This window comes from Mucilaginibacter sp. (genome assembly GCF_965225845.1).
GTDB lineage: Bacteria > Bacteroidota > Bacteroidia > Sphingobacteriales > Sphingobacteriaceae > Mucilaginibacter.
On the sequence record NZ_CBDDBL010000002.1, the window covers coordinates 1882427 to 1903490 of the forward strand.

The window sequence follows — 21064 nt, forward strand, 5'->3', positions numbered from 1 at the left end:
CCATGAAAAAAGATGCTGACGTAATTATTATTGGCGCAGGTTTGGCTGGCTTAACAGCTGCCAAAGTGTTAAAAGCAGCCGGAAAATCTGTTCTGATAGTTGAGGCGTCAGATGCCGTAGGTGGAAGGGTACGCACAGATGAGGTAGATGGTTATTTACTTGATCGGGGATTCCAGGTACTGCTTACTGATTACCCGGAAACGAAACGTTTTTTAGATTATGACCGCCTGCAACTTTGCCATTTTGATCCGGGCGCGCTCATTTTAAACGAAAAAGGCATTACTAAAATCGGCGACCCCATCAGGCAACCCTCCTCGCTCATAAGTACTTTGTTATCGCCTGCAGGCACGTTGACTGATAAATTACGGATGCTGCGGTTAAAAATTAAACTGGGGCGCAAAACTATTGATAATATTTTTTCGGAAAAGGAAATTACAACTATTGATTATCTGAAAAAAGAAGGATTCAGCGAAAAGATGATCAGTCAATTCTTTCGGCCTTTTATGACGGGCATTTACCTCGAAGATAAGTTGAGCACCTCGAGCCGGATGTTTGAATTTGTATTTAAAATGTTTAGTGAAGGCTATGCGGCAATCCCGGCGAAAGGAATGGGAATGATACCAAAACAGTTAGCCGAATGCCTTTCTTCCGAAGAGATCATCTTCAATCAAAAAGTAGAAGCGGTTGAGGGTAATAAAATCAAAACAAGCAGCAAAAAAACATATCAGGCTGATTTTATTTTGATAGCCACGGATCAATTGCAATCGTTTACCAGTGTTGAAAAATCAGTTAAAGGTTATCATTCAGTTACCAACATGTATTTTACCGCAAAAAAACAGCCTTTTGGAATACCCTTGATAGCCTTGAATACTTTACCGGGGAAACTGGTAAACAATATTGCTGTTATGAATCAAATTTCGCCGGTGTATCCTAAAAATAGTGATGCTTTAATTTCGCTTTCGTTGATCGGAGATCATTCCAAAGCTGACCAGGCAGAGTTACAGCAAAAAGTAACCGCCGAACTAAAATTTTGGTATCCCGATGCTGTTAACTGGGAACATTTGAAAACTTATCACATCAACTTCGCCCTCCCTAATGATGACCAGGTTACTAATGAGCCTGATTATAAAGCGATAAGATTAAACAGCCAGTGTTTTATTTGCGGGGATTATTTAATGAATGGCTCAATTAATTCAGCCATGAAAAGCGGAAGACTGGCTGCAGAGGCCATCATAAATAACATGAGTTAAATGATAGCCTATAACAAACAGTACAGCAGCGATTTCTTAGATGCCCAAAGGCTGTCGGGTGATACGCAGGCTGACGAATTTATACAGCAGGTTTTTACAAACCAGGCTCAAAAAATTCAACTTCAGCAATGGATGAGCGGCAAATCAGGTACAGCGCACTTGGCATTTTTAAAAGAGACGTATCCGGATGTCGCTTTTATTAACGCCTCCGATATCTTACCACGGTGGGTTCAACCCAAATTGATTAAGGCTGGATCATCTTTTTTTGCAAAGCACTCCACAATGATAATGAGCTTGTTAGGGCTTCTATCATTACCATATTGCTATACTGCCGCAAACGGAGCTATGGTTTTACATTTGTCGGAATTGATAAAAAAACAAACAACCAAACGCCTTTATGATACCGCTGCGTTTGTATGGGAAGTAATGGGGCCTGATGCTTTTGCCCAAGATGGAAACGCTTATGAAGAGATCCTGAAAATCCGGATCATGCATGCAGCTGTTAGATATTACATCAATCAAAGCGGCAAATGGGACAACTCATGGGGTGTGCCAATCAACCAGGAAGATATGGCAGGAACCAATCTTTCTTTTTCATTAATTGTAATAAGGGGACTTAGGATGCTTGGCTTCAATATAAGCCAGGCCGACCAAGAGGCTTTTATGCATATTTGGGCTGTAGTGGGTTATTTTACAGGCTTAGATGAACAACTTATCCCTGAAAATCCTAAAAGGGCGCAGCTGCTTGATGCAAGTATCAAACGGCGTCAATTCCAAACTTCTGCCCATGGACAGGAGCTTGCGCAATCCCTAACAGATCATATATTAAAGATTAATAAAAGTAAGGCAACTGCCAATGATATATTAGGCTTAATGCGTTACCTGTTAGGGAGCGAGATAGCCGACATGCTTTTAATAAATGCCCCCGAACTTCCAGCTTATAAACTCTTTGTGATCAGGACAATGAATCTATTAAAAAGTCTTAAGCCTCCCGGTGATACCATACAGAATTATCGAATGGCTTACAATGCATTCAAGATGCAGAACCCGGAACTGAGCTCAAGAAACTAAATTTGAACAATTTGCCGATACTTTTAATTTTACAAAAACATGAAATCATACCAACTCATTCATCAACTGATAAATCTTGTGGAACAACTTGAAGAAGAAAACCATGGGCAGGAAATTTCTATTCAGGACTTTACAGGTTTTCTTTTAAATAAGGTTGGCGATAACAACAAAAATCTGATTGGTAATGAGGCACAGCTTAGAAATGACAATTCGGAATTGAAAATCGCTCATCAACTCGAAAATAACATAGGGCGGTTATTTGTATTTATGAGCCGGTATGCAAAAATCTATATTAAAAAAGCTTTGGAAGGAACCCCTTTACAGTCTGGTGAAGAATTTACGGCTTTGGCTATCCTGAGAACCCATGATCATTTATCTAAAAGTGAACTCATCAACTATAATTTACAGGAAAAAACTTCAGGTACCGAAGTAATCAGGCGATTAATTGCTGCCGGGCTTGTAAACGAATGGGACGATATAAAAGATAAAAGGAGTAAGCATATTGCTATAACTGAAGCAGGTAAGAAACTACTTTACCAGGTATTTTTGGATATGACCCATGTAAGTAAAATGATCACCGGCGAACTCACAACCGCTGAAAAATTCAGCTTGCAATACCTTTTACAAAAGCTGGAGAATTTTCACCTGGAGCACTATGAAAAGAAAACCATTACAAGCAAGGCGGATCTTAAAAGTTTTGCAGAACAGATTGAAATTTCAAGATGAATAACCCGCCGGTTTTAAATAAAATTGATAAAGATCGCATCATTGAAATGGCCTGGGAAGATCGTACGCCGTTTGATGCAATTCAAATACAGTTCGGGTTTACTGAACAGCAAGTTATAGCACTTATGCGCAGGGAGATGAAATTATCCAGTTTTAAATTGTGGCGCAAGCGTGTTCAGGGAAGAATTACGAAACATGCAAAACTTGCTGAATTATCTTCCTTTAGATTTAAATGCAGCAGGCAAAGGCAAATAAACGGGAATAAGATTAGTAAAAGGGGCTAACCAGATGGGCATTGCACCACCAATAAAAACCGAATTTGGCTTTTAGTTATAAAATATCAATACGTTTTTGGCAGGAACCAAACAAAAAACCCGCAAATCATATTGATTTACGGGTTTTTGACTTCGATTGGTATCGCTAAAAGTCGGGATGGCAGGATTCGAACCTGCGGCCTCCACATCCCAAATGTGGCGCGATACCGGGCTACGCTACATCCCGAAAGGGAATGCAAAGGTAGAATTTTAAATTAGTGATGCAAATCTTTTTTTCAAGAAGTTTTCAATTAGTATGACTTGAAAAAACCGAATACAAAAACCAAATAACTAAATACCTCTGCAACAATAAAATGAGAAATTATCGTCATCATAACATGTCCAAAATTATTTTTCTATCGGAATAAAAATATTTGACAATTGATAATTTACTATCTAAATACAACACAAATACTCTAATCACTATTAACTATCTTTGTGTTCAAAGTTTAACTGAATGTCTAAAAAGAAAAGTAATTCTTCTGTAAAGCTGGTATTAACCCAAATGGTGCTTGATGTGTTTGAACAAAATGGCAATACACCACTCAATTATAAGCAGGTATCTGCAAAACTAAATGTACGAGACCCTGAATCGCGCGAGATAATTTTTGAAATATTAAAAGACGAAGCCTTTAATGGTATATTAAAAGAGCTCTCTCCCGGAAAATTTCAGCTACTGGAACTTAAAACCTTTATTGAAGGTAAAGTTGATCTTACAAACGATGGCTCTGCATTTATTGTAACTGACGATGAGTTTGAGAGTGATATTTTTGTTGCCCCCCGCAAATTGCGCAATGCTTTAAATGGCGACCGGGTTAAAGTATATGTTTATGCCAAAAGCAAAGGAAAGCATAAGGAAGGTGAAGTTATTGAGATCATCCAGCGTAATAAAACTGAATTTACGGGCATAGTTAAGCTTAGCGAGCGTTTTGCATTTTTCGTGCCGGACGACCGCAAAATGATGCATGATATTTTTATCCCGATGAATCAGTTGAACGGGGCTAAAAATGGCATTAAAGCGGTTGCTGAAATTACCGATTGGCCAAGCGATGCAAAAAACCCAATAGGCCGCATTAAGCATGTTTTAGGCAACCAGGGTGAGAACGATACTGAAATGAATGCGATACTGGCAGAATACGGGTTCCCCCTATCCTTCCCTGCCGAAGTTGAACATGAAGCCGAAGAGATATCTGAGTTCATCACCGAACAGGAAATAGCCAGAAGGCGCGATTTTAGAAACATATTAACATTTACCATTGACCCCTTTGATGCGAAGGATTTTGATGATGCCATCTCATTTAAACGCCTTGAAAATGGCAATTACGAAGTTGGTGTTCACATAGCTGATGTATCACATTATATCACTCCTGATTCCGCATTAGATAAAGAAGCGCTGGACAGGGCAACATCAGTTTATTTGGTCGACAGGGTTATTCCTATGCTTCCTGAGCGGCTTTCAAATGGATTGTGTTCTTTGAGGCCTAAAGAGGATAAATTGTGCTTCTCGGCTGTTTTTGAGATGGACGAGGAAGCGCATATCATTACGGAATGGTACGGTAAAACCATTATACACTCCGACAGGCGATTTACTTATGAAGAAGTTCAGGAGATAATTGAAGCTAAAGCTGGGGACCATGTTGATGAAATATTAAAACTGAATGAGCTGGCCTACATTTTACGGGGACGTAAATTTAAAGACGGCGCTATCAGCTTTGAAACTACCGAGGTTAAATTCATATTGGATGCATCCGGAAAACCGACTGGTGTTTACGTAAAAGAGCGCAAGGATGCCCATAAATTGATTGAAGACTTTATGCTGTTAGCTAACCGCAAGGTTGCCGAGTATGTAAGCAAATTAGGTAAAGGTAAGCATAAATACACCTTTGTTTACCGCGCTCATGATTCCCCAAAACCGGAGTCGTTAGCGAATTTTGCCAAGTTTGCTGAACGGTTCGGTTACAAGATCAATATGAAATCGGACAAGGAAACTGCTAAATCCCTTAACTTTTTGATGGAAGATGTGGAAGGTAAAAAAGAACAGAACGTACTCACCCATTTAGCTATCCGCTCAATGGCTAAGGCTATTTACACAACTAAAACATCCAGCCATTATGGCTTGGCATTTGATCATTATACGCACTTTACATCACCAATCCGCCGTTATCCTGATGTAATGGTACATCGATTACTGTTTCATTATTTAAATGGCGGGCAATCGGCTAACGCTGAGCATTATGAGGAATTATGCAAGCACAGCTCACAAATGGAAAAGAAAGCCGCGGATGCTGAACGCGCCTCGGTTAAATACAAACAGGCTGAATACCTGCGCGATCAGGTTGGCAATATTTTCAGCGGCGTTATCTCTGGTGTTACTGAATGGGGTATGTATGTAGAGATTATTGAAAACAAATGCGAAGGTATGATTCGCCTACGTGATATTTCGGATGACTTTTATACCTTAGACGAGAAAAATTACGCCATCATTGGTCAACGCAAAAAGAAAGTTTACCAGCTTGGCGATGAAGTAAGGATACGCGTTAAAAACGTCGACCTGACTAAAAAACAGATAGATTTTTCATTGGTTCAAGACTAAATTACAGCAAATATATACATGACCGAATTAAGTGATCTGCAGGTAATAATCAGTAATGCTGTCGACCAATTATCATATCCCGAATACCCGGGTGATCTTTATGAGCCCATTAGCTATATTCTTTCCATAGGGGGCAAGCGCATGCGCCCTGCCCTCCTGCTGATGGCATGTGAGCTTTTTGGCGGTGATATTAATAAAGCTATCTCTCCCGCCCTGGCTATAGAAGTGTTTCACAATTTCACTTTGATGCATGATGACATTATGGATAATGCCCCGCTTCGCCGTGGCAAAACTACCGTGCATGAGCGCTGGAATAAAAATGTAGCTATCCTGTCAGGCGATGTGATGCTGATAGAAGGATATAAGTTGATGATGAAGGTTGAAAATCATTTACTTCGCCAGATACTGGATATTTTTAATGATACTGCGGTGGGTGTTTGCGAAGGACAGCAGATCGACATGGAATTTGAAACCCGGAGCGTTGTAGATATCGAGGAATACATTAACATGATCCGCCTAAAAACCGCAGTAGTATTAGGTGGGGCTTTAAAAATAGGCGCACTGATCGGCGGAGCTTCACAAACCGATGCGGATTTGCTTAATGATTTTGGCGTACAGTTAGGTATCGCTTTTCAGCTTCAGGATGATATTTTAGATGTGTATGGTGATCCCGAAAAATTTGGCAAGCAAGTGGGCGGGGATATCATTTCCAACAAAAAAACCTACCTGCTTATTAAAGCATTGGAACTGGCCGAAGGCGAGCAGGCAATTGAATTGAATGCCTATTTAAGCGCCACTAACTTAGATAATACTACAAAGGTTGCCGGCATAACTAATATTTACAATTCGCTTGACATCCGCCATCAATCAGAAACTGCAATGCAGGAGTATGCTGATAAAGCCTTTGAGGCATTAGAGAAGATAAATCTTCCCGAAGCGCATAAACAATATTTGCAAAATTTTGCAGACGGCTTATTAGTAAGGGAAAATTAAATCACCATTTATGAAAAAAGGGTTACTGGTATTATTGTTTATCATTAGTATTATGGCTGGCAAGGCTCAGCAATCGTTAACCAATGGCGGTAAGTTACCTGCGGAACAAGCCATAATGGACATCAGGCATTATACGATTGCCCTGAATGTTGATTTCAGTCAAAGATCAATCGGTGGTTACACCACCATTGATGTGATCATGGCGCAACCTACTAAAGTACTCTTGTTTAATTTACTTGATTCATTAGGTGTGACTAAAGTGCTGGTAAACAACAAATCGGAATCTTTTGAATACAAAAACAACCTGATCTCCATCAATCTGAAAAAAACACTACCTGCGGGCAAAGCAAGCATACTGGTATTTTATAGCGGAAAACCGCATGTTGCTCGCCGCCCGCCATGGGATGACGGCTTTATCTGGTCACGAGATTCAACCGGACACCAATGGATGGCGATAACTGCTGAAGGTGCGGGTGGTAAACTTTATTTTCCTTGTAAGGATCACCCATCTGATGAACCAAACGAAGGGGTGGATATGATTATAACTGTTCCAAAAGGCCTCATTGTAGCCGGACCGGGTTTATTACAAAGTGTTAAAACCGACGGCGATAAGTCTACTTTCTATTGGAAAACCAATTATACCATTAACAATTACAGTATTATTTTCAATGTGGGTGATTTTGCAGTAGTAACACGCAATTACACTACCGTAGCCGGGCATACTGTGCCTATACAGTTTTATGTTTTAAAAGAGCATTTAAATAAGGCACAGCACCACCTGGATGTTTTTGTAAAGACCATACATGAGCAGGAAAAGTATTTTGGTGAATACCCTTGGGTAAAAGAAAAGATAGGCATTGTTGAAACACCGCATCTCGGTATGGAGCATCAAACCATGAATGCGTATGGCAACAAATTCCGTTACATTAAAGTTGGCGGCGAGGATTATGACGAATTAATGCACCACGAATTTGGGCACGAATGGTGGGGAAACAAAGTGACAGCCAAAGACTGGGCGGATTATTGGATCCATGAAGGGATATGTTCTTATGGCGATGCTTTATACATCAGGGAGTTTGATGGCGAGGAAGCTTACAATAAGCTGTTCCAAAACAGTGTTTTTCACATTGAGAATACGACAGCCATCGTTCAACATCCTGACCTGGATGAAGAATCAGCCTACATTGGCGACATCTATACAAAAGGCGCATTCTTTATGCACACGCTGCGTTATGTGATGGGCGATAGTTTGTTCTTCCCGGCGTTAAAAAAATTTGTTACCAGCCCAAAATACACCTATGATAACCTGGTAAGTACCGATGATGTAGAGCAGTTCTTCACCCAGCAAGAAGGCCGGGATTTAAAGCCATTGTTCGAAATGTACCTGCGGACGACCAATAAGCTTGAAGTGCACGTAAAACAAACAAGGCTTAATCAATACGCAATCAGTTTGCAAAATATCAGTATCTCATTGCCCGTTGATATAACTACTTCAGAAGGCACAAAGCGCGTTATACTTGATCAAAAAGAAACTTCCGTTGTAAGTAATACTCTTCCGGTTATTGATGCGAAGACATTTTATTTGAAGAAGGTTATTATTGAGTAGATAACGATTTAAGTTAGCAAAATTCGGGATCAGTCCGATGGAGTGTAAGTTTAAAACCTAAAAAAACAAATACATGATAGTGTGGTTTTACTAAGCTTTTATATTGATTGATTAAATCATTTACCATCACAAATGAAAAGAAACTTACTCATAGTTGTTATTTTAATAGTCTCTTTTTGTTCAAAAGCCCCAAAAATAGACTTAACAAATTTTCCCAACAAAAAAGCCCCGATCTTTTCAGATGAGGGCTTTAATATTTTTATACTAACTGCTAATTACTCAGCAGCTGGTGCTTCAGTTTCTTCGGCGGCATCAGCTTTTTTAGCTTTTGGTGCTGCTTTCTTTTTTGGAGCTGCTTCTTCTGCTGCAGGAGCTTCTTCAGCAACTGGTGCTGCTACTGCTTTAGGCTCAGCTTTTACTTTTGGTGCAGGCGCTGCTACTTCAGCAACAGGTGCAACTTCAAAAGGCAATACTGATACATATGAACGGTTATCAGCTTTCTTTTTGAAAGTTACAACACCTTCGGTTAAAGCGAATAAAGTATGGTCACGACCGATACCTACGTTTAATCCCGGGTTGTGTTTGGTACCACGCTGACGAACGATGATGTTACCCGCGATTGCTGGCTGACCACCGAAAATTTTGATACCTAAGCGTTTGCTATGCGACTCGCGGCCGTTTCTTGAACTACCGGCCCCTTTTTTGTGTGCCATTTCTTAATATCTTTATGGAATTGCCAGGCAACTCCTGTTAATTATAATGTTATACCTGTGATCTCTATCTTGGTGAATTGTTGGCGGTGACCGTTTTTCTTTTTATAACCTTTTCTTCTTTTCTTTTTGAAGATAATTACTTTATCACCTTTTAAATGAGACACGATCTTAGCTGATACTTTAGCGCTTTTCAAATCAGAACCTAATTTGAAGCTACCTTCGTTTTCTGCTAACAACACATTGTCAAATTCAATACTAGCGCCTTCATCACCCTGTAACCTGTGTACAAAGATCTGCTGGTCTTTTGCAACCTTAAATTGCTGTCCGGCTATACTTACTATTGCGTACATTGTTTGTTATTAATTTGTTTTAAAATTCGAGGTGCAAATATAGGAGATTATATTTTAAAATAAAAGCTATTTTAAACTTATTTCCCTATTCTCTTCATCAGCCAAAACCTTTTGTATTTCCCTGATCATTTGTTCGTTGGCATCTTTAAGTTTTGGGTCGCCGTCAAAGCCTTCATCAAACATTACCGTTTTGCTTTTACGCTTATAATTAAACTGGATCAGGTAATGAGTGGATTTAACTCCTTTCAGTTTCAAAGAATCGTTTATCTCCCTGTTCGGGAAGTTCCAAAAACCTAACTCAGCTGCTTTACGGTGCAGATACAAAAGATCATCATTACGAACGTGAATATGCTTTTTAATCAATGAATCATGCTCAGTTAAATAATCAAATTCTCCTGTTCTTGAATCCCAAACATTAACCAGGCTATCATCGGTACCGTATTCAAATTTAATGGATTGAAACTCGCTGAATTTGTAAGGCGCATTCCTGATCATCATGGAATAGTAATACACACAGTATATTAAAAATGGCAATGCTATACTTACGCCCAGGAACACCTTTTTAAAAGTCTTATTCATTATATATAGTACTATTTATAATTTAATTTTATGCCGCATTATTATTATTGATTAACAGATCATCTTCGCTCAGCTCATCCTCCCATTTGCTAACAACAGCGGTTGCTATGCCATTGCCCAAAACGTTGGTAGCAGAGCGGCCCATATCAAGTATAGGGTCAATACCCAATAATAACGCGATACCAGCTTCAGGGATATTAAAAACAGGTATGGTCACTGCCAATACCACTAACGATGCTCTTGGAACTCCCGCCACACCCTTGCTTGTCAGCATCAAAATAAGCAACATGCTAATCTGCTGTCCAAAACTTAAGTGTATGTTATAGGCTTGCGCCAAAAACATAGATGCAAAGGTCATATACATCATTGAGCCATCCAAATTAAAGGAGTAACCTAAGGGTAGCACAAAACTTACGATCTTATTATTGCAGCCAAATCGCTCAAGCTCTAAGAATAATTTCGGGTATGCTGCCTCGCTGCTAGATGTTGCAAGTGCTACCAGCATAGCATCTTTAACATAATTAACTAACGCAAGGATCCGCTTTTTCAATACAATAAAACCGGCAAATATGATAACCAGCCATAAAAGTACCAGTGAGAAATAAAACTCACCAATAAAAGCAGCATAAGTTGATACAATACCCAAGCCTTGTTTTGCCACTACAGCGGTTATAGAACCAAAAACCGCTAAAGGAGCAAGCACCATTATATAACTTGTTACTTTTAAAATCACGTGGGAAAAAGCATCCATTGCCTTAATAATAATTTCGCCTTTTTGGCCTATCGCGGCGGTTGCCACACCGAAGAATAAGGAGAATACTATAATTTGCAGCATTTCATTATTGGTCATGGCTTCAAAAAAACTTCGAGGGAAAACGTGTCCAACAAAATCTTTTAATGATAAGCCCGTGGGTTTAATATCAGTGCTTAAATGGCTGTCTGGTAAAGGCAAATGCATAATTTCGCCTGGCTTAAATAGGTTTACAAATAGCATTCCTATTAATAATGAGATTAACGATGCACTGATAAACCACAGCAATGTTTTACCACCAATGCGTCCCACAGATTTGATATCGCCTAGTTTAGCAACGCCAACTACCAGTGTTGAAAACACTAAAGGACCGATGATCATTTTTATCAGTCGTAAAAAAATATCGCTTAAAATAGTAAACCATTCAAGCTTGCTATCACGAGTTGCGTTATTGGTGTTGCTGATTGCAACCTGGGGTAATTTTTGATTCTTTAAAGTTTTGTATTCTGCAGTTGTGGTATCTTTTAAAACAATAATTTTTGCAGTAAGGCTTTTAACATTTGCATCTGCGGTACTAATTTTGCTATTGATGTCGCCTATTACATGTACATTATATATATAACCTATCGTCACCCCTAAAACAAGGGCGATGAAAATATATAACGTGATCTTGCTTTTTTGCATTTACCTTAATGAAGGGGCAAAACTACAAAATTTAGTTACTTTGCTAAAATATATAACATGAGCATAACCGCCTACGGATTACAGGACATCAAAAAAGAAATTCAACATTTGCGTACCGAGCAAATTGCTGAACTATGCCTGCGCCTGGCCCGTTATAAAAAAGAAAATAAAGAACTGATCGCTTATTTATTATTTGAGGCTGATAATGAAACCGCATTTTTAGATAAAGTAAAAGCTGAAGCAGGTTTCATGTTCAGTCAGCTACCAGTGCATAGTTATAATGCGGCTAAAAGCATGCGAAAAATATTACGATTACTAAGTAAGTACATCAAATTTATGGGTTCAAAAGAAGCAGAGATCGACCTGCTGATGAACTTTTGTAATAACTACATTAATTATACTGACAGAAAGGTTTCTTACAAGCCGCTTCGCTTGATATTGGTTAGGCAAGTGGTAAAAGTTAAAGCGATTATCGGCAAACTTCACGAAGATTTGCAATATGACCATACCCAGGAATTCAACGCAATGCTGGAAGAAGCCGAAAAAAAATTCTCGTGGTTTTATAAACATGACTACGTTTTGTAACATATATTGCGTTATAACATCTAAACATAAACAATAACTATTAAGTGGACGATAAAGAACTGGCATTTAAAAAGATATTTGAAGCTAATTCAAAAAAGATATTCCACTTATGCTATGGTTATACCGGGGATGATGATGCTGCGAATGACCTTTTACAAGAAACCTTTTTAAAAGTTTGGCAAAATTTAGACAAGTTCCGCAACCAAGCGTTGATCTCTACCTGGATCTACCGTATTGCGGTAAATACCTGTTTAACCTACCTTCGAACGGAAAAACGCCAGGGCAAAGAAGAGCTTACCCCGCAATTAGCAGAAACAAGGCCCGAACAATTTTCTGAAAAGAACGAACAAGTGGCATTGCTTTATAAATGTATTTCCAAACTGGAAGAATCGGAAAGAATTATAATAACACTGGTACTTGATGAAGTGCCATACCCTGAAATTGCAGAAGTATCGGGGATATCGGAAGGGAATTTGAGGGTGAAAATTCATCGTATTAAACAAAGGTTGACAGAATTATATAATCAATATGAAAGACTTTGATCATTTAATGTCGGTTTGGCAGGCGCAGCCAAAACAAGATCAGCTTTCGGTTGACGATGTGCTGAGACAAGTTAAAAAAGGGATACGCAATATCACCAGTCAGTTATACTGGGGAATAGTGTTTATGAGTGGAATACTGGCACTAACATTTTTAATATTATTCTTTTTTGTATTTCAATCGTGGTTGACATATGTAGGCATATCTATCATGTTGTTAACCATGCTGTTCTACGCTGTTATGATCATCCGTAATTACAGGATCTTGAATAAACGCGATGCAACCTTAAACCCTACGGAGTATTTACAGGACTTAAAGGAGTATCAAAAAAATCGTGCAAAAACTACCGGTTGGTTTTACTACCTGTTTGTATTGCTTATCAGTGTAGGTTTATCCCTCTATTTTGTTGAGGTTTTGCGCAACTCTTCCATCTTATATAAAACCTTAGTTTACGGTTTAACCTTTGTATGGATCATGTTCTTAACCTTTTATTATAAACAACGTATCTTTAAAAACGAAGAGGAAAAGCTAAACCTGATTATTGAAAAGCTGGAACGCTTGCAGGGACAGTTTGAATAGTTAATTTAGCGGCATGCTTTCTATTTCAAAAGTTGAAATTGCAGATCTTGATAAATTGATATCATTTAGCAGGAAAACATTCTTAGATTCTTTTTCTCATTTAAATAGTCCCGAAGATATAGCATTATATAGCAAAAAAGCTTTTGACAATAGTAAAATGCTGGCTGAACTGAATAATCCCAATTCAGCTTTTTATTGTGCTTTATGGGATGATGAACTAGCAGGCTATATTAAAATAAATTTTGCCGGGGCGCAAACAGATTTAAATGATGCGACCACTTTAGAGTTAGAACGCATTTATGTTTCGGTTGATCATCAAGGCAAACGAATAGGTAAAGAATTGTTAAATTTCGCCATCTCAATAGCTAGAAAGGATAATCTAAAACAGCTATGGCTTGGCGTTTGGGAACATAATCACAAAGCCATAACGTTTTATGAAAAAAACGGCTTAGAACCTTTTGGCAGCCATGATTTTATGTTAGGCAACGATAAACAAACCGACATTTTAATGCGAAAATCAATCCTTTAAAAATGGGTTAAAATTCCGTGTACCAATTTCCATCCCGGCTGCACGGCATACGGTTTTATCACCAAATTTAAAGTTGATCTTATCCATGGCCTGGTAAAGGCGGATGCGCTCTTCGTTATCCTCAAACAGGTTGATCTGGTAGCTGCCGGTACACAGCTGGCTTAACCTTACTCCGATTAGCCTTATTTCTCGCTGTTTATTCCAGGCATTTTTCAGCAGGTTTTTTATACCGGGTATCAGGATATGTTCTGCCGCGGTTAGTGGTATCTTTTGCTGCTGCGTATGTGTCTCAAAATTACCGTAACGGATCTTGATAGCCAGGCAGGATGCCAGTTTATTTTCCCGCCGAAGTTTACCTGCCAGTTCTTCTGTCATGGATGTAATAATTGTATTCAATGTACGCTCATCAGACACATTCGTATCAAAAGTATGCTCGGTTGATATGGATTTCCTGTCTGAATGCGGTACGATCTCGCTATAATCAATCCCCCTCGCCTTTTCCCAAATCCACCTGCCCGATTTACCGAACACGGTTTCTAAAAAACGAATTTCAACCCGTTGCAAATCACCGATTTTTTCAATCCCATATTGATACAATTTAGCCGCTGTACTTTCACCTAGTCCCGGGATCTTTGAAATGTTTAACGGCGCTAAAAATTCCATTTCAGATCCATGTGGCACAAATAGCTGCCCGTTTGGCTTGGCTTTATTGGTAGCCATTTTGGCAATGGTTTTACCGGATGCCATTCCGAATGAAATTGGCAGTTTAGTTTCCTTAATGATACGCTGGCGCAGATCTGTTGCCAATTGGTATGGATCAAAAAAACGGTCGGTGCCGGTTAAGTCGATATAAAACTCATCTACTGATGATTTCTGATAAAGCGGAACCATATCATCAATAATTTTGGTTACCTGCGCCGATGCCTCCGAATACCGGCCATGATTACCATGAATTACAATCGCATCCGGGCATAACTTCAACGCCTGCCGCGTAGGCATTGCCGAATGCACGCCGAACTTCCGGGTTTCGTAACTGCAGGACGCCACCACTCCGCGATCTGCAGAACCACCGATAATTACCGGCTTGCCAATCAGCGACGGGTCGAACAACCGCTCAACCGAAACAAAAAAGGAATCGAGATCGATATGGACGATATATCGCTTGGATGACATTATACAAATATAGGATTTTATTTCTTAAATTACTAATTATTTTAGCAATTTCGATTTGATAATTAAGAAAAAAATGACAGGCTATAAAGATTATTTGATCATCCTATCGCCACCCAAAAACATTGGCGATCAGGTAAAAAAGTTTAAACAGGCAAGCGCAAGGCTCATTGGCGATTTTGAAGGGATGCACGGTAAAGCGCATATCACCCTGAAAGCATTACGCCGCCAAAAACCATTTTGGACGGAGCCGCTGTTCGCGCAATTGGAAAAGGAATTATCGTTGATAGAGCCAATGATTTTACAGATCAATAACTTCGCTATTTTTCTACCAACTAACTTTACAACAATATACGCCGCCATCAAATCCACAACAGAAATGGAGGACTGGTTTAAGCGGATAAGAAAAAGCCTTAACGAGAAGAAAGCCGTGCCGCATATTACCATCGCCCGGCAGGTACCCAATGCACTTGCCAAAAAGCTTTGGCCCAAGTTTAAGGACAGGCATTGGGATGATGAATTTGAAATCGACCGTCTCACTATACTGCAACGTGAAACGTTTGCCGGCAGCAAACATTGGGAGCCTTTTAAAGAAATTAGATTTAGAGGCAATGCCGACTATAATTACATGATGCAGGTAAAAAAAACGAAGGAAAGCAAGGTAATTAAGGATGTTGATGACCAGCAGACCAGTCTATTTTGATGTATTAACCGTTAATATTTGATTTTACTTAAATGTAAATCAATAGCTTATCCCAATTTTAACAATTTATTAACTCCTAACAAACCCTTTTTCTATATTTGCGGCGGGATAAGTCTTTTACGGCCAGCTCCTCTTGAACTCCCCCAGGGTGGGAACGCAGCAAGGGTAGAGAGTTGAGCGGCGCGATAAAAGTAGCTTATCCCTTTTTTGTTTCCTCTTATTCTCGCCGTAATTTTACAGTATAAACATTAAGCAGTATCGGCTTTAGTGTCAAATAGGTTAATTTCGCCATTTAATATTTATTAATTTTGTTTTAGAAGATACAATGCTCGATATACTCATAATAGGCGGTGGCCCCATTGGATTAGCTTGCGGACTGGAAGCGCAAAGGGCAGGACTTAGTTTCTTTATCGTGGAAAAAGGGTGCCTAGTTAACTCATTGTATAACTACCCATCAACCATGACCTTTTTCTCAACTTCAGAGAAACTGGAGATTGGCGGGATACCCTTTGTCACCATCAACAATAAACCGGTACGTGCTGAAGCCCTGGAATATTATCGCAGGGTTGCTGTATCAAGGAATTTGCCTATCAATTTATTTGAGGAGATTACCGGGATTGTGAAGACTGAAGACGGTTATCACATCACTTCAACCAAAGCTACTTACGAGGCGAAAAATGTGATAATCTCAACTGGTTTTTATGATATATCAGTTAACCTGAACATCCCCGGCGAACATCTGCCAAAAGTAAAGCACTATTATCAGGATCCTCATTATTATGCCATGCAAAAAGTGGTAGTAGTTGGCTCGAGCAACTCCGCAATTGATGTCGCCCTGGAAACATACCGCAAAGGCGCGGATGTAACTTTGGTTGTACGCGGTGACGAGATCAGCAGCAGGGTTAAATATTGGGTAAGGCCGGATATCATTAATCGGATAAAAGAAGGCAGTATAAAGGCTTATTTCAACGCTAACTTAAAAGAAGTTCGGGAGTATGAGGTCGACATTGAAACGCCTGAAGGTACCGTCACCATCCCCAATGATTTTGTAATGGCAATGACCGGCTACAAGCCCAATTTTATTTTCCTTGAAAAGATGGGTATTGAATTATCCGAAGATAAATTTATCCCTAAATATAATCCCGATACCATGGAAAGCAATATGCCCGGCATGTATTTAGCCGGCGTAGTTGTAGGTGGGCTTGATACACACTTGTGGTTTATTGAAAACTCGCGTGTACATGCAGATATGATCATTGGTGATATTGTAAAAAAAAGGCTTAATGCTGAAAATAAAACTCATCTATAAATTCCCAGGGGCCGCCTTTATATTCCCAAAGCTTTAATCCAAGGGCTTCAATGATAAATGGCTGAAAATTTGTAGTTAGCGCTTTAATTAACTGATTCGCGGTATCCGCATTTGTTTTATTCTGGATAGTAATGTGAGGCCACAATTTTTGCTTATCCTGCGGTATTAGCCACTGAGCAAACTGTTGCTGCAAATGCTTGTGAATTAACTGTAATTCAGGACTGATAATTTTATAAGCAACGCCATTACCTATAGACACTATTTCGGTTGTATTTGTGACAAACTTGTTGGTATTGGCGCAGGTAAATTTAACATGGTTAATTATTTCAGGCTCATCTGGCAAATTATGGAATAGCGTTAAGTGCGCATCCAAATAATTACGCCCAGCAGGGAAATGTTGTTTCCTTAGTTTATTAAAGAATTCCTGTGAAGCTTTATCCATAATTAAGGTCAATATAGTTATGCGTTTATACATTTTATAAAGATAAATCAGGTTGATGTAATTAAAATGTGGCTAAATGATTTAAAAGCATTTTTTACTTGCATAAATAAAAATTAATGTAAACTTTTGCAGTAAATTAAAAAAGTATAAAAAATGATCCACCAAAGCATAAATAAGTTAGTAGCCCAGGCAAAATTTGCGCCGGTTACCGCTGCTTTGAGTACCACTTTCGTTTCTCCATCACGACGAAGGCTTTTTATGCCACGGGTTTAATTTATTCATCCAACCCCAAAAATGAAGTTTAAACTAAACTTCTTCCCCCAAAAACCATTTAATAATTACGGCCCTGCGGCCATTAATTTTAAGGTAATCTTTTTACTATAATGACTATACAAGATTTTGACATACTGGTTGCTACTGCACTTCACGTTGATTATGCCCAGCAGATCTGCGATGAAATGGCGGAATCGGCCAAAGCACGCGGTACCGGTATAGCACAACGCTCACCGGAGTATGTTGCTGATAAAATGCTGGAAGGCAAAGCCGTTATCGCCCTGCATAAAGACGGCACCTGGGCAGGTTTCTGTTATATTGAAACCTGGAGCCACGGCGATTTCGTAGCTAATTCGGGATTGATCGTTAATCCGCAATTCAGAAAAGTGGGCTTGGCAAAAGCCATCAAGCATAAAATATTCGAGTTATCGCGCACAAAATATCCTGAAGCTAAGCTGTTTGGTTTGACAACCGGGCTTGCGGTTATGAAGATAAACTCTGAATTAGGCTACGAACCTGTTACTTATTCAGAACTTACCCAGGACGAAGATTTTTGGAAAGGCTGCCGCAGCTGCGTTAACTACGATATTTTAACCAGCAAGGAGCGTAAAAATTGCATGTGTACGGCCATGCTTTTTGATCCTGCTGAAAAAATTAAGGAATACGAGGACAAGATGAAGAAGATCACGCATAAAGCTACCCTGCTTGAGCGTATAGAAAATGCAATCAAAAAAACCATCCATCACGAATAATAAGTTTCACAACATATACACTCATGAAGAAAAAAGTAGTATTAGCATATAGCGGCGGTTTAGATACCTCATTTTGCTGCATATATTTAACCCAGGACCTTGGTTACGAAGTACATTCGGTTATTGTAAACACCGGTGGTTTTAGTGATGAGGAATTGAAAGCCGTTGAAGAACGCGCCTACAAAATGGGTGTCACATCGCACCATGTGGTTGATGAAACTAAGAATTTTTACAATACCTGTGTTAAGTACCTGATATATGGTAATGTGTTAAAAAACAACACCTATCCGCTTTCGGTAAGCGCTGAGCGAGTTAGCCAGGCTACAGCTATCGCAAACTACGCTAAGGAAATAGGTGCTGAGGCAGTTGCACACGGTAGCACCGGTGCCGGTAACGACCAGGTGCGTTTTGATATGATATTTAACATCCTGGTACCGGATGTACAGATCATCACTCCCATCCGTGATTTGAAATTAAGCCGCGAAGCAGAGATCCAATACCTGAAAGATCATGGTGTTGAAATGAACTTCGAAAAAAATAAATATTCGATCAACAAAGGTATATGGGGTACTTCAGTTGGTGGCAAGGAAACGTTAACCTCGAACTTAGGTTTACCTGAAGATGCCTGGCCAACTCAAGTTAGCGAAACAGAAACCCGCAATATCGAACTTGAATTCAAGCAAGGTGCTTTAATCGCTATTGACGGCGAGAAATATGATCACCCGACAAAAGCAATACAGGCATTACAAGCTATTGCAGGGCCTTATGGTATCGGTCGCGATATACACGTCGGTGATACCATCATCGGTATTAAAGGCCGCGTTGGTTTTGAAGCCGCTGCGCCAATGGTAATCATCAAAGCACATCATACTTTAGAGAAACATGTGTTAACCAAATGGCAGTTATCATGGAAAGATCAGTTATCTTCTTTCTATGGCAACTGGCTGCATGAAGGCCAATTCCATGACCCGATCATGCGCAATATTGAAGCCTTTTTGAATGATACACAGCAAAATGTCAGCGGTAAAGTGTTTGTTCAATTAAATCCCTACCGATTCCAGGTTGTTGGTATTGAATCAGACCATGACTTGATGTCGAACAAATTTGGCACTTATGGCGAAATGAATAATTCGTGGAGTGGTGAGGATGTAAAAGGTTTCTCGAAAATATTCGGTAACCAGGTGATGATCTATCATAAAGTAAATAATCACGAATAATATGGACAACCCCGTTTTTTCAAAAAGCGAATGCTTGAGCCATTATAAATGGGGTGATGATTGCTATGGATGGAATTTTATTGACACTGATGCCCTATCAGTAAAACAAGAATTGATGCCGCCTGATACTGCTGAACAACTGCATTATCACGATAAAGCCTCACAGGTGTTTTTTATCCTGAAAGGTAAGGCAAACTTTACTATTGATGGCGTTGAAAGCATTTTGAAACCGGAGCAGGGAATAGAGATCAAGCCGGGTCAGAAGCATTTCATCAGTAACAAGGAAAACAGCGATTTAGAATTCATTTTATATTCAACACCTTCAGCAAAAAATGACAGGATCAACATTGAATAAAATCAAAGCCGGAATAATTGGAGGTGCAGGGTATACCGGCGGCGAAATGCTGCGGATACTGGTAAATCATCCAAATGTTGATGTTGCTTTTGTAAACAGCAAAAGCAATACCGGCAACTATATTTACGAGGTTCACACCGATTTGTTCGGCGATACGGATCTGCAATTCAGCGGTAAGATTTCGCACGATATTGATGTATTGTTCTTATGCGTTGGCCATGGTGACGCAAAGAAGTTTTTGGCTGAGAATGAGATACCTGATAAAATCAAAATCATTGATCTGAGCCAGGATTTTCGATTAAGTCAAAATTCAAAAGTAAAAAATAAAGATTTTATCTACGGGTTACCGGAGTTAAATCGCGAAGCCATAAAATCAGCTCAAAACGTTGCTAATCCTGGTTGCTTTGCTACTTGTTTGCAATTGGGGCTACTACCTTTAGCTGCAAGCAACAACTTGAACAGCGAGGTACACATCACCGCGACAACTGGTTCAACAGGTGCAGGGCAAAGCCCGTCAGCTACCACGCATTTCACCTGGAGAAACGATAATTTGTCGATCTACAAAGCATTCGATCACCAGCATTTGGGCGAGATCGGGCAATCGTTAAATCAACTGCAACCTGATTTTGGGCAGACATTGAACTTTGTCCCTTACCGTGGTGATTATACCCGTGGCATTATCGCATCAATTTATTTAGATATCGAATTAAGCGGCGATGAAGCATTTAAACTTTACGAAAATTATTACGCAGCCCACCCGTTTACACATGTGACCAAACGTAATATCGACCTTAAACAAGTTGTGAATACCAATAAGTGCTTTATACAGGTACAAAAATTGGGTAAAAAACTATTGATCACAAGCATAATTGACAATTTGACCAAAGGCGCTTCAGGCCAGGCAGTTCAGAACATGAACTTGCTGTTTGGACTGGAAGAAACTACCGGACTAAAACTAAAGGCTACAGCCTTTTAACTTT

The 21064-nt window shown here is 39.5% G+C and carries 23 protein-coding genes, 1 tRNA gene and 1 other RNA gene; 18 read left to right on the plus strand and 7 right to left on the minus strand.

The annotated features are described in order from the left end of the window. Positions 1-2: 2 nt before the first annotated feature. From ACYZ0U_RS12395 to ACYZ0U_RS12410, 4 genes are read left to right on the plus strand one after another with little or no spacing between them, the layout of a single operon-like run. Positions 3-1250: an NAD(P)/FAD-dependent oxidoreductase gene (locus ACYZ0U_RS12395; RefSeq protein ID WP_461452671.1), complete on the plus strand. Its 1248-nt coding sequence runs from the start codon at positions 3-5 to the stop codon at positions 1248-1250. Beyond that, a complete protein-coding gene (locus ACYZ0U_RS12400) occupies positions 1251-2321 on the plus strand; it encodes an oxygenase MpaB family protein (protein ID WP_461452673.1) in 1071 nt (356 codons plus the stop codon). A gap of 39 nt (positions 2322-2360) precedes the next feature. Further along, positions 2361-3047, plus strand: a complete 687-nt coding sequence (locus tag ACYZ0U_RS12405) for a MarR family winged helix-turn-helix transcriptional regulator (protein ID WP_461452675.1) — start codon at positions 2361-2363, stop codon at positions 3045-3047. Continuing rightward, positions 3044-3331 carry a TIGR03643 family protein gene (locus ACYZ0U_RS12410; RefSeq protein ID WP_461452677.1) on the plus strand — a complete coding sequence of 96 codons (288 nt, stop codon included), beginning with the start codon at positions 3044-3046 and terminating at the stop codon, positions 3329-3331. The genes ACYZ0U_RS12405 and ACYZ0U_RS12410 overlap by 4 nt, the downstream gene beginning before the upstream one ends. 143 nt (positions 3332-3474) lie before the next feature. Here the strand turns inward: ACYZ0U_RS12410 and ACYZ0U_RS12415 are convergent. After that, positions 3475-3548, minus strand: a tRNA-Pro gene (locus ACYZ0U_RS12415). A 270-nt stretch (positions 3549-3818) separates the two neighbouring features. Between ACYZ0U_RS12415 and rnr the strand changes: the two genes are divergently transcribed. From rnr to ACYZ0U_RS12430, 3 genes are read left to right on the plus strand one after another with little or no spacing between them, the layout of a single operon-like run. After that, positions 3819-5954 (plus strand): ribonuclease R, encoded by a 2136-nt coding sequence (gene rnr, locus ACYZ0U_RS12420; protein ID WP_461452679.1) that lies wholly within the window; start codon positions 3819-3821, stop codon positions 5952-5954. Between the two features lie 18 nt (positions 5955-5972). Then, a complete protein-coding gene (locus ACYZ0U_RS12425) occupies positions 5973-6947 on the plus strand; it encodes a polyprenyl synthetase family protein (RefSeq protein WP_461452681.1) in 975 nt (324 codons plus the stop codon). A 10-nt stretch (positions 6948-6957) separates the two neighbouring features. Next, positions 6958-8553: a M1 family metallopeptidase gene (locus ACYZ0U_RS12430; protein ID WP_461452682.1), complete on the plus strand. Its 1596-nt coding sequence runs from the start codon at positions 6958-6960 to the stop codon at positions 8551-8553. Between the two features lie 275 nt (positions 8554-8828). Here ACYZ0U_RS12430 and rpmA read toward each other — a convergent pair whose 3' ends face one another. From rpmA to ACYZ0U_RS12450, 4 genes are all read right to left on the minus strand, one after another. Beyond that, positions 8829-9266: a 50S ribosomal protein L27 gene (gene rpmA, locus ACYZ0U_RS12435; RefSeq protein ID WP_461452684.1), complete on the minus strand. Its 438-nt coding sequence runs from the start codon at positions 9264-9266 to the stop codon at positions 8829-8831. 41 nt (positions 9267-9307) lie between these two features. Next, the gene (rplU, locus tag ACYZ0U_RS12440; RefSeq protein WP_461452686.1) at positions 9308-9616 is read right to left on the minus strand and encodes a 50S ribosomal protein L21; all 309 of its coding nucleotides are present in this window, start codon (positions 9614-9616) and stop codon (positions 9308-9310) included. A 66-nt stretch (positions 9617-9682) separates the two neighbouring features. Continuing rightward, positions 9683-10195 carry a hypothetical protein gene (locus tag ACYZ0U_RS12445; RefSeq protein ID WP_461452688.1) on the minus strand — a complete coding sequence of 171 codons (513 nt, stop codon included), beginning with the start codon at positions 10193-10195 and terminating at the stop codon, positions 9683-9685. Between the two features lie 28 nt (positions 10196-10223). Beyond that, positions 10224-11630: a dicarboxylate/amino acid:cation symporter gene (locus ACYZ0U_RS12450; RefSeq protein WP_461452690.1), complete on the minus strand. Its 1407-nt coding sequence runs from the start codon at positions 11628-11630 to the stop codon at positions 10224-10226. A gap of 57 nt (positions 11631-11687) precedes the next feature. On the opposite strand from ACYZ0U_RS12450, the gene ACYZ0U_RS12455 reads away from it, so the two are divergent. From ACYZ0U_RS12455 to ACYZ0U_RS12470, 4 genes are read left to right on the plus strand one after another with little or no spacing between them, the layout of a single operon-like run. Continuing rightward, positions 11688-12215, plus strand: coding sequence for a hypothetical protein (locus ACYZ0U_RS12455; RefSeq protein WP_461452692.1), 528 nt, complete (start codon positions 11688-11690; stop codon positions 12213-12215). Between the two features lie 44 nt (positions 12216-12259). After that, complete coding sequence (locus ACYZ0U_RS12460) at positions 12260-12757, plus strand: RNA polymerase sigma factor (RefSeq protein ID WP_461452694.1); 498 nt, start codon at positions 12260-12262, stop codon at positions 12755-12757. After that, positions 12744-13334 carry a hypothetical protein gene (locus ACYZ0U_RS12465; protein WP_461452696.1) on the plus strand — a complete coding sequence of 197 codons (591 nt, stop codon included), beginning with the start codon at positions 12744-12746 and terminating at the stop codon, positions 13332-13334. The genes ACYZ0U_RS12460 and ACYZ0U_RS12465 overlap by 14 nt, the downstream gene beginning before the upstream one ends. 13 nt (positions 13335-13347) lie before the next feature. Next, a complete protein-coding gene (locus tag ACYZ0U_RS12470) occupies positions 13348-13863 on the plus strand; it encodes a GNAT family N-acetyltransferase (RefSeq protein WP_461452698.1) in 516 nt (171 codons plus the stop codon). Here ACYZ0U_RS12470 and dinB read toward each other — a convergent pair. Continuing rightward, positions 13852-15036, minus strand: a complete 1185-nt coding sequence (gene dinB, locus ACYZ0U_RS12475; protein ID WP_461452700.1) for a DNA polymerase IV — start codon at positions 15034-15036, stop codon at positions 13852-13854. The genes ACYZ0U_RS12470 and dinB overlap by 12 nt on opposite strands. 73 nt (positions 15037-15109) lie before the next feature. Between dinB and ACYZ0U_RS12480 the strand changes: the two genes are divergently transcribed. The 3 genes from ACYZ0U_RS12480 (at position 15110) to ACYZ0U_RS12490 (ending at position 17045) form a co-directional block, all read left to right on the plus strand. After that, entirely contained in the window at positions 15110-15736 is a 627-nt protein-coding gene (locus tag ACYZ0U_RS12480) for a 2'-5' RNA ligase family protein (protein WP_461452702.1), read from the plus strand. 106 nt (positions 15737-15842) lie between these two features. Then, positions 15843-15941, plus strand: an RNA gene (gene ffs / locus ACYZ0U_RS12485) — signal recognition particle sRNA small type. Between the two features lie 120 nt (positions 15942-16061). Further along, positions 16062-17045 carry a YpdA family putative bacillithiol disulfide reductase gene (locus ACYZ0U_RS12490; protein ID WP_461452704.1) on the plus strand — a complete coding sequence of 328 codons (984 nt, stop codon included), beginning with the start codon at positions 16062-16064 and terminating at the stop codon, positions 17043-17045. Here the strand turns inward: ACYZ0U_RS12490 and ACYZ0U_RS12495 are convergent. Beyond that, positions 17017-17520, minus strand: coding sequence for a 2'-5' RNA ligase family protein (locus tag ACYZ0U_RS12495; protein ID WP_461452706.1), 504 nt, complete (start codon positions 17518-17520; stop codon positions 17017-17019). The genes ACYZ0U_RS12490 and ACYZ0U_RS12495 overlap by 29 nt on opposite strands. Positions 17521-17870: 350 nt before the next feature. Here ACYZ0U_RS12495 and ACYZ0U_RS12500 point away from each other — a divergent pair, with 350 nt between their 5' ends. Genes ACYZ0U_RS12500 through argC form a run of 4 tightly spaced genes read left to right on the plus strand, consistent with a single transcriptional unit; the run spans position 17871 to position 21060 of the window. Further along, on the plus strand, positions 17871-18512 hold the full coding sequence (locus ACYZ0U_RS12500; protein WP_461452708.1) for a GNAT family N-acetyltransferase: 642 nt from the start codon (positions 17871-17873) through the stop codon (positions 18510-18512). 23 nt (positions 18513-18535) lie between these two features. Further along, positions 18536-19729, plus strand: coding sequence for an argininosuccinate synthase (gene argG, locus ACYZ0U_RS12505; RefSeq protein WP_461452710.1), 1194 nt, complete (start codon positions 18536-18538; stop codon positions 19727-19729). 1 nt (position 19730) lies between these two features. After that, the gene (locus ACYZ0U_RS12510; RefSeq protein ID WP_461452712.1) at positions 19731-20084 is read left to right on the plus strand and encodes a cupin domain-containing protein; all 354 of its coding nucleotides are present in this window, start codon (positions 19731-19733) and stop codon (positions 20082-20084) included. After that, a complete protein-coding gene (gene argC / locus ACYZ0U_RS12515; protein WP_461452714.1) occupies positions 20062-21060 on the plus strand; it encodes an N-acetyl-gamma-glutamyl-phosphate reductase in 999 nt (332 codons plus the stop codon). Before ACYZ0U_RS12510 ends, argC begins: the two co-directional genes overlap by 23 nt. Positions 21061-21064 lie beyond the last annotated feature (4 nt).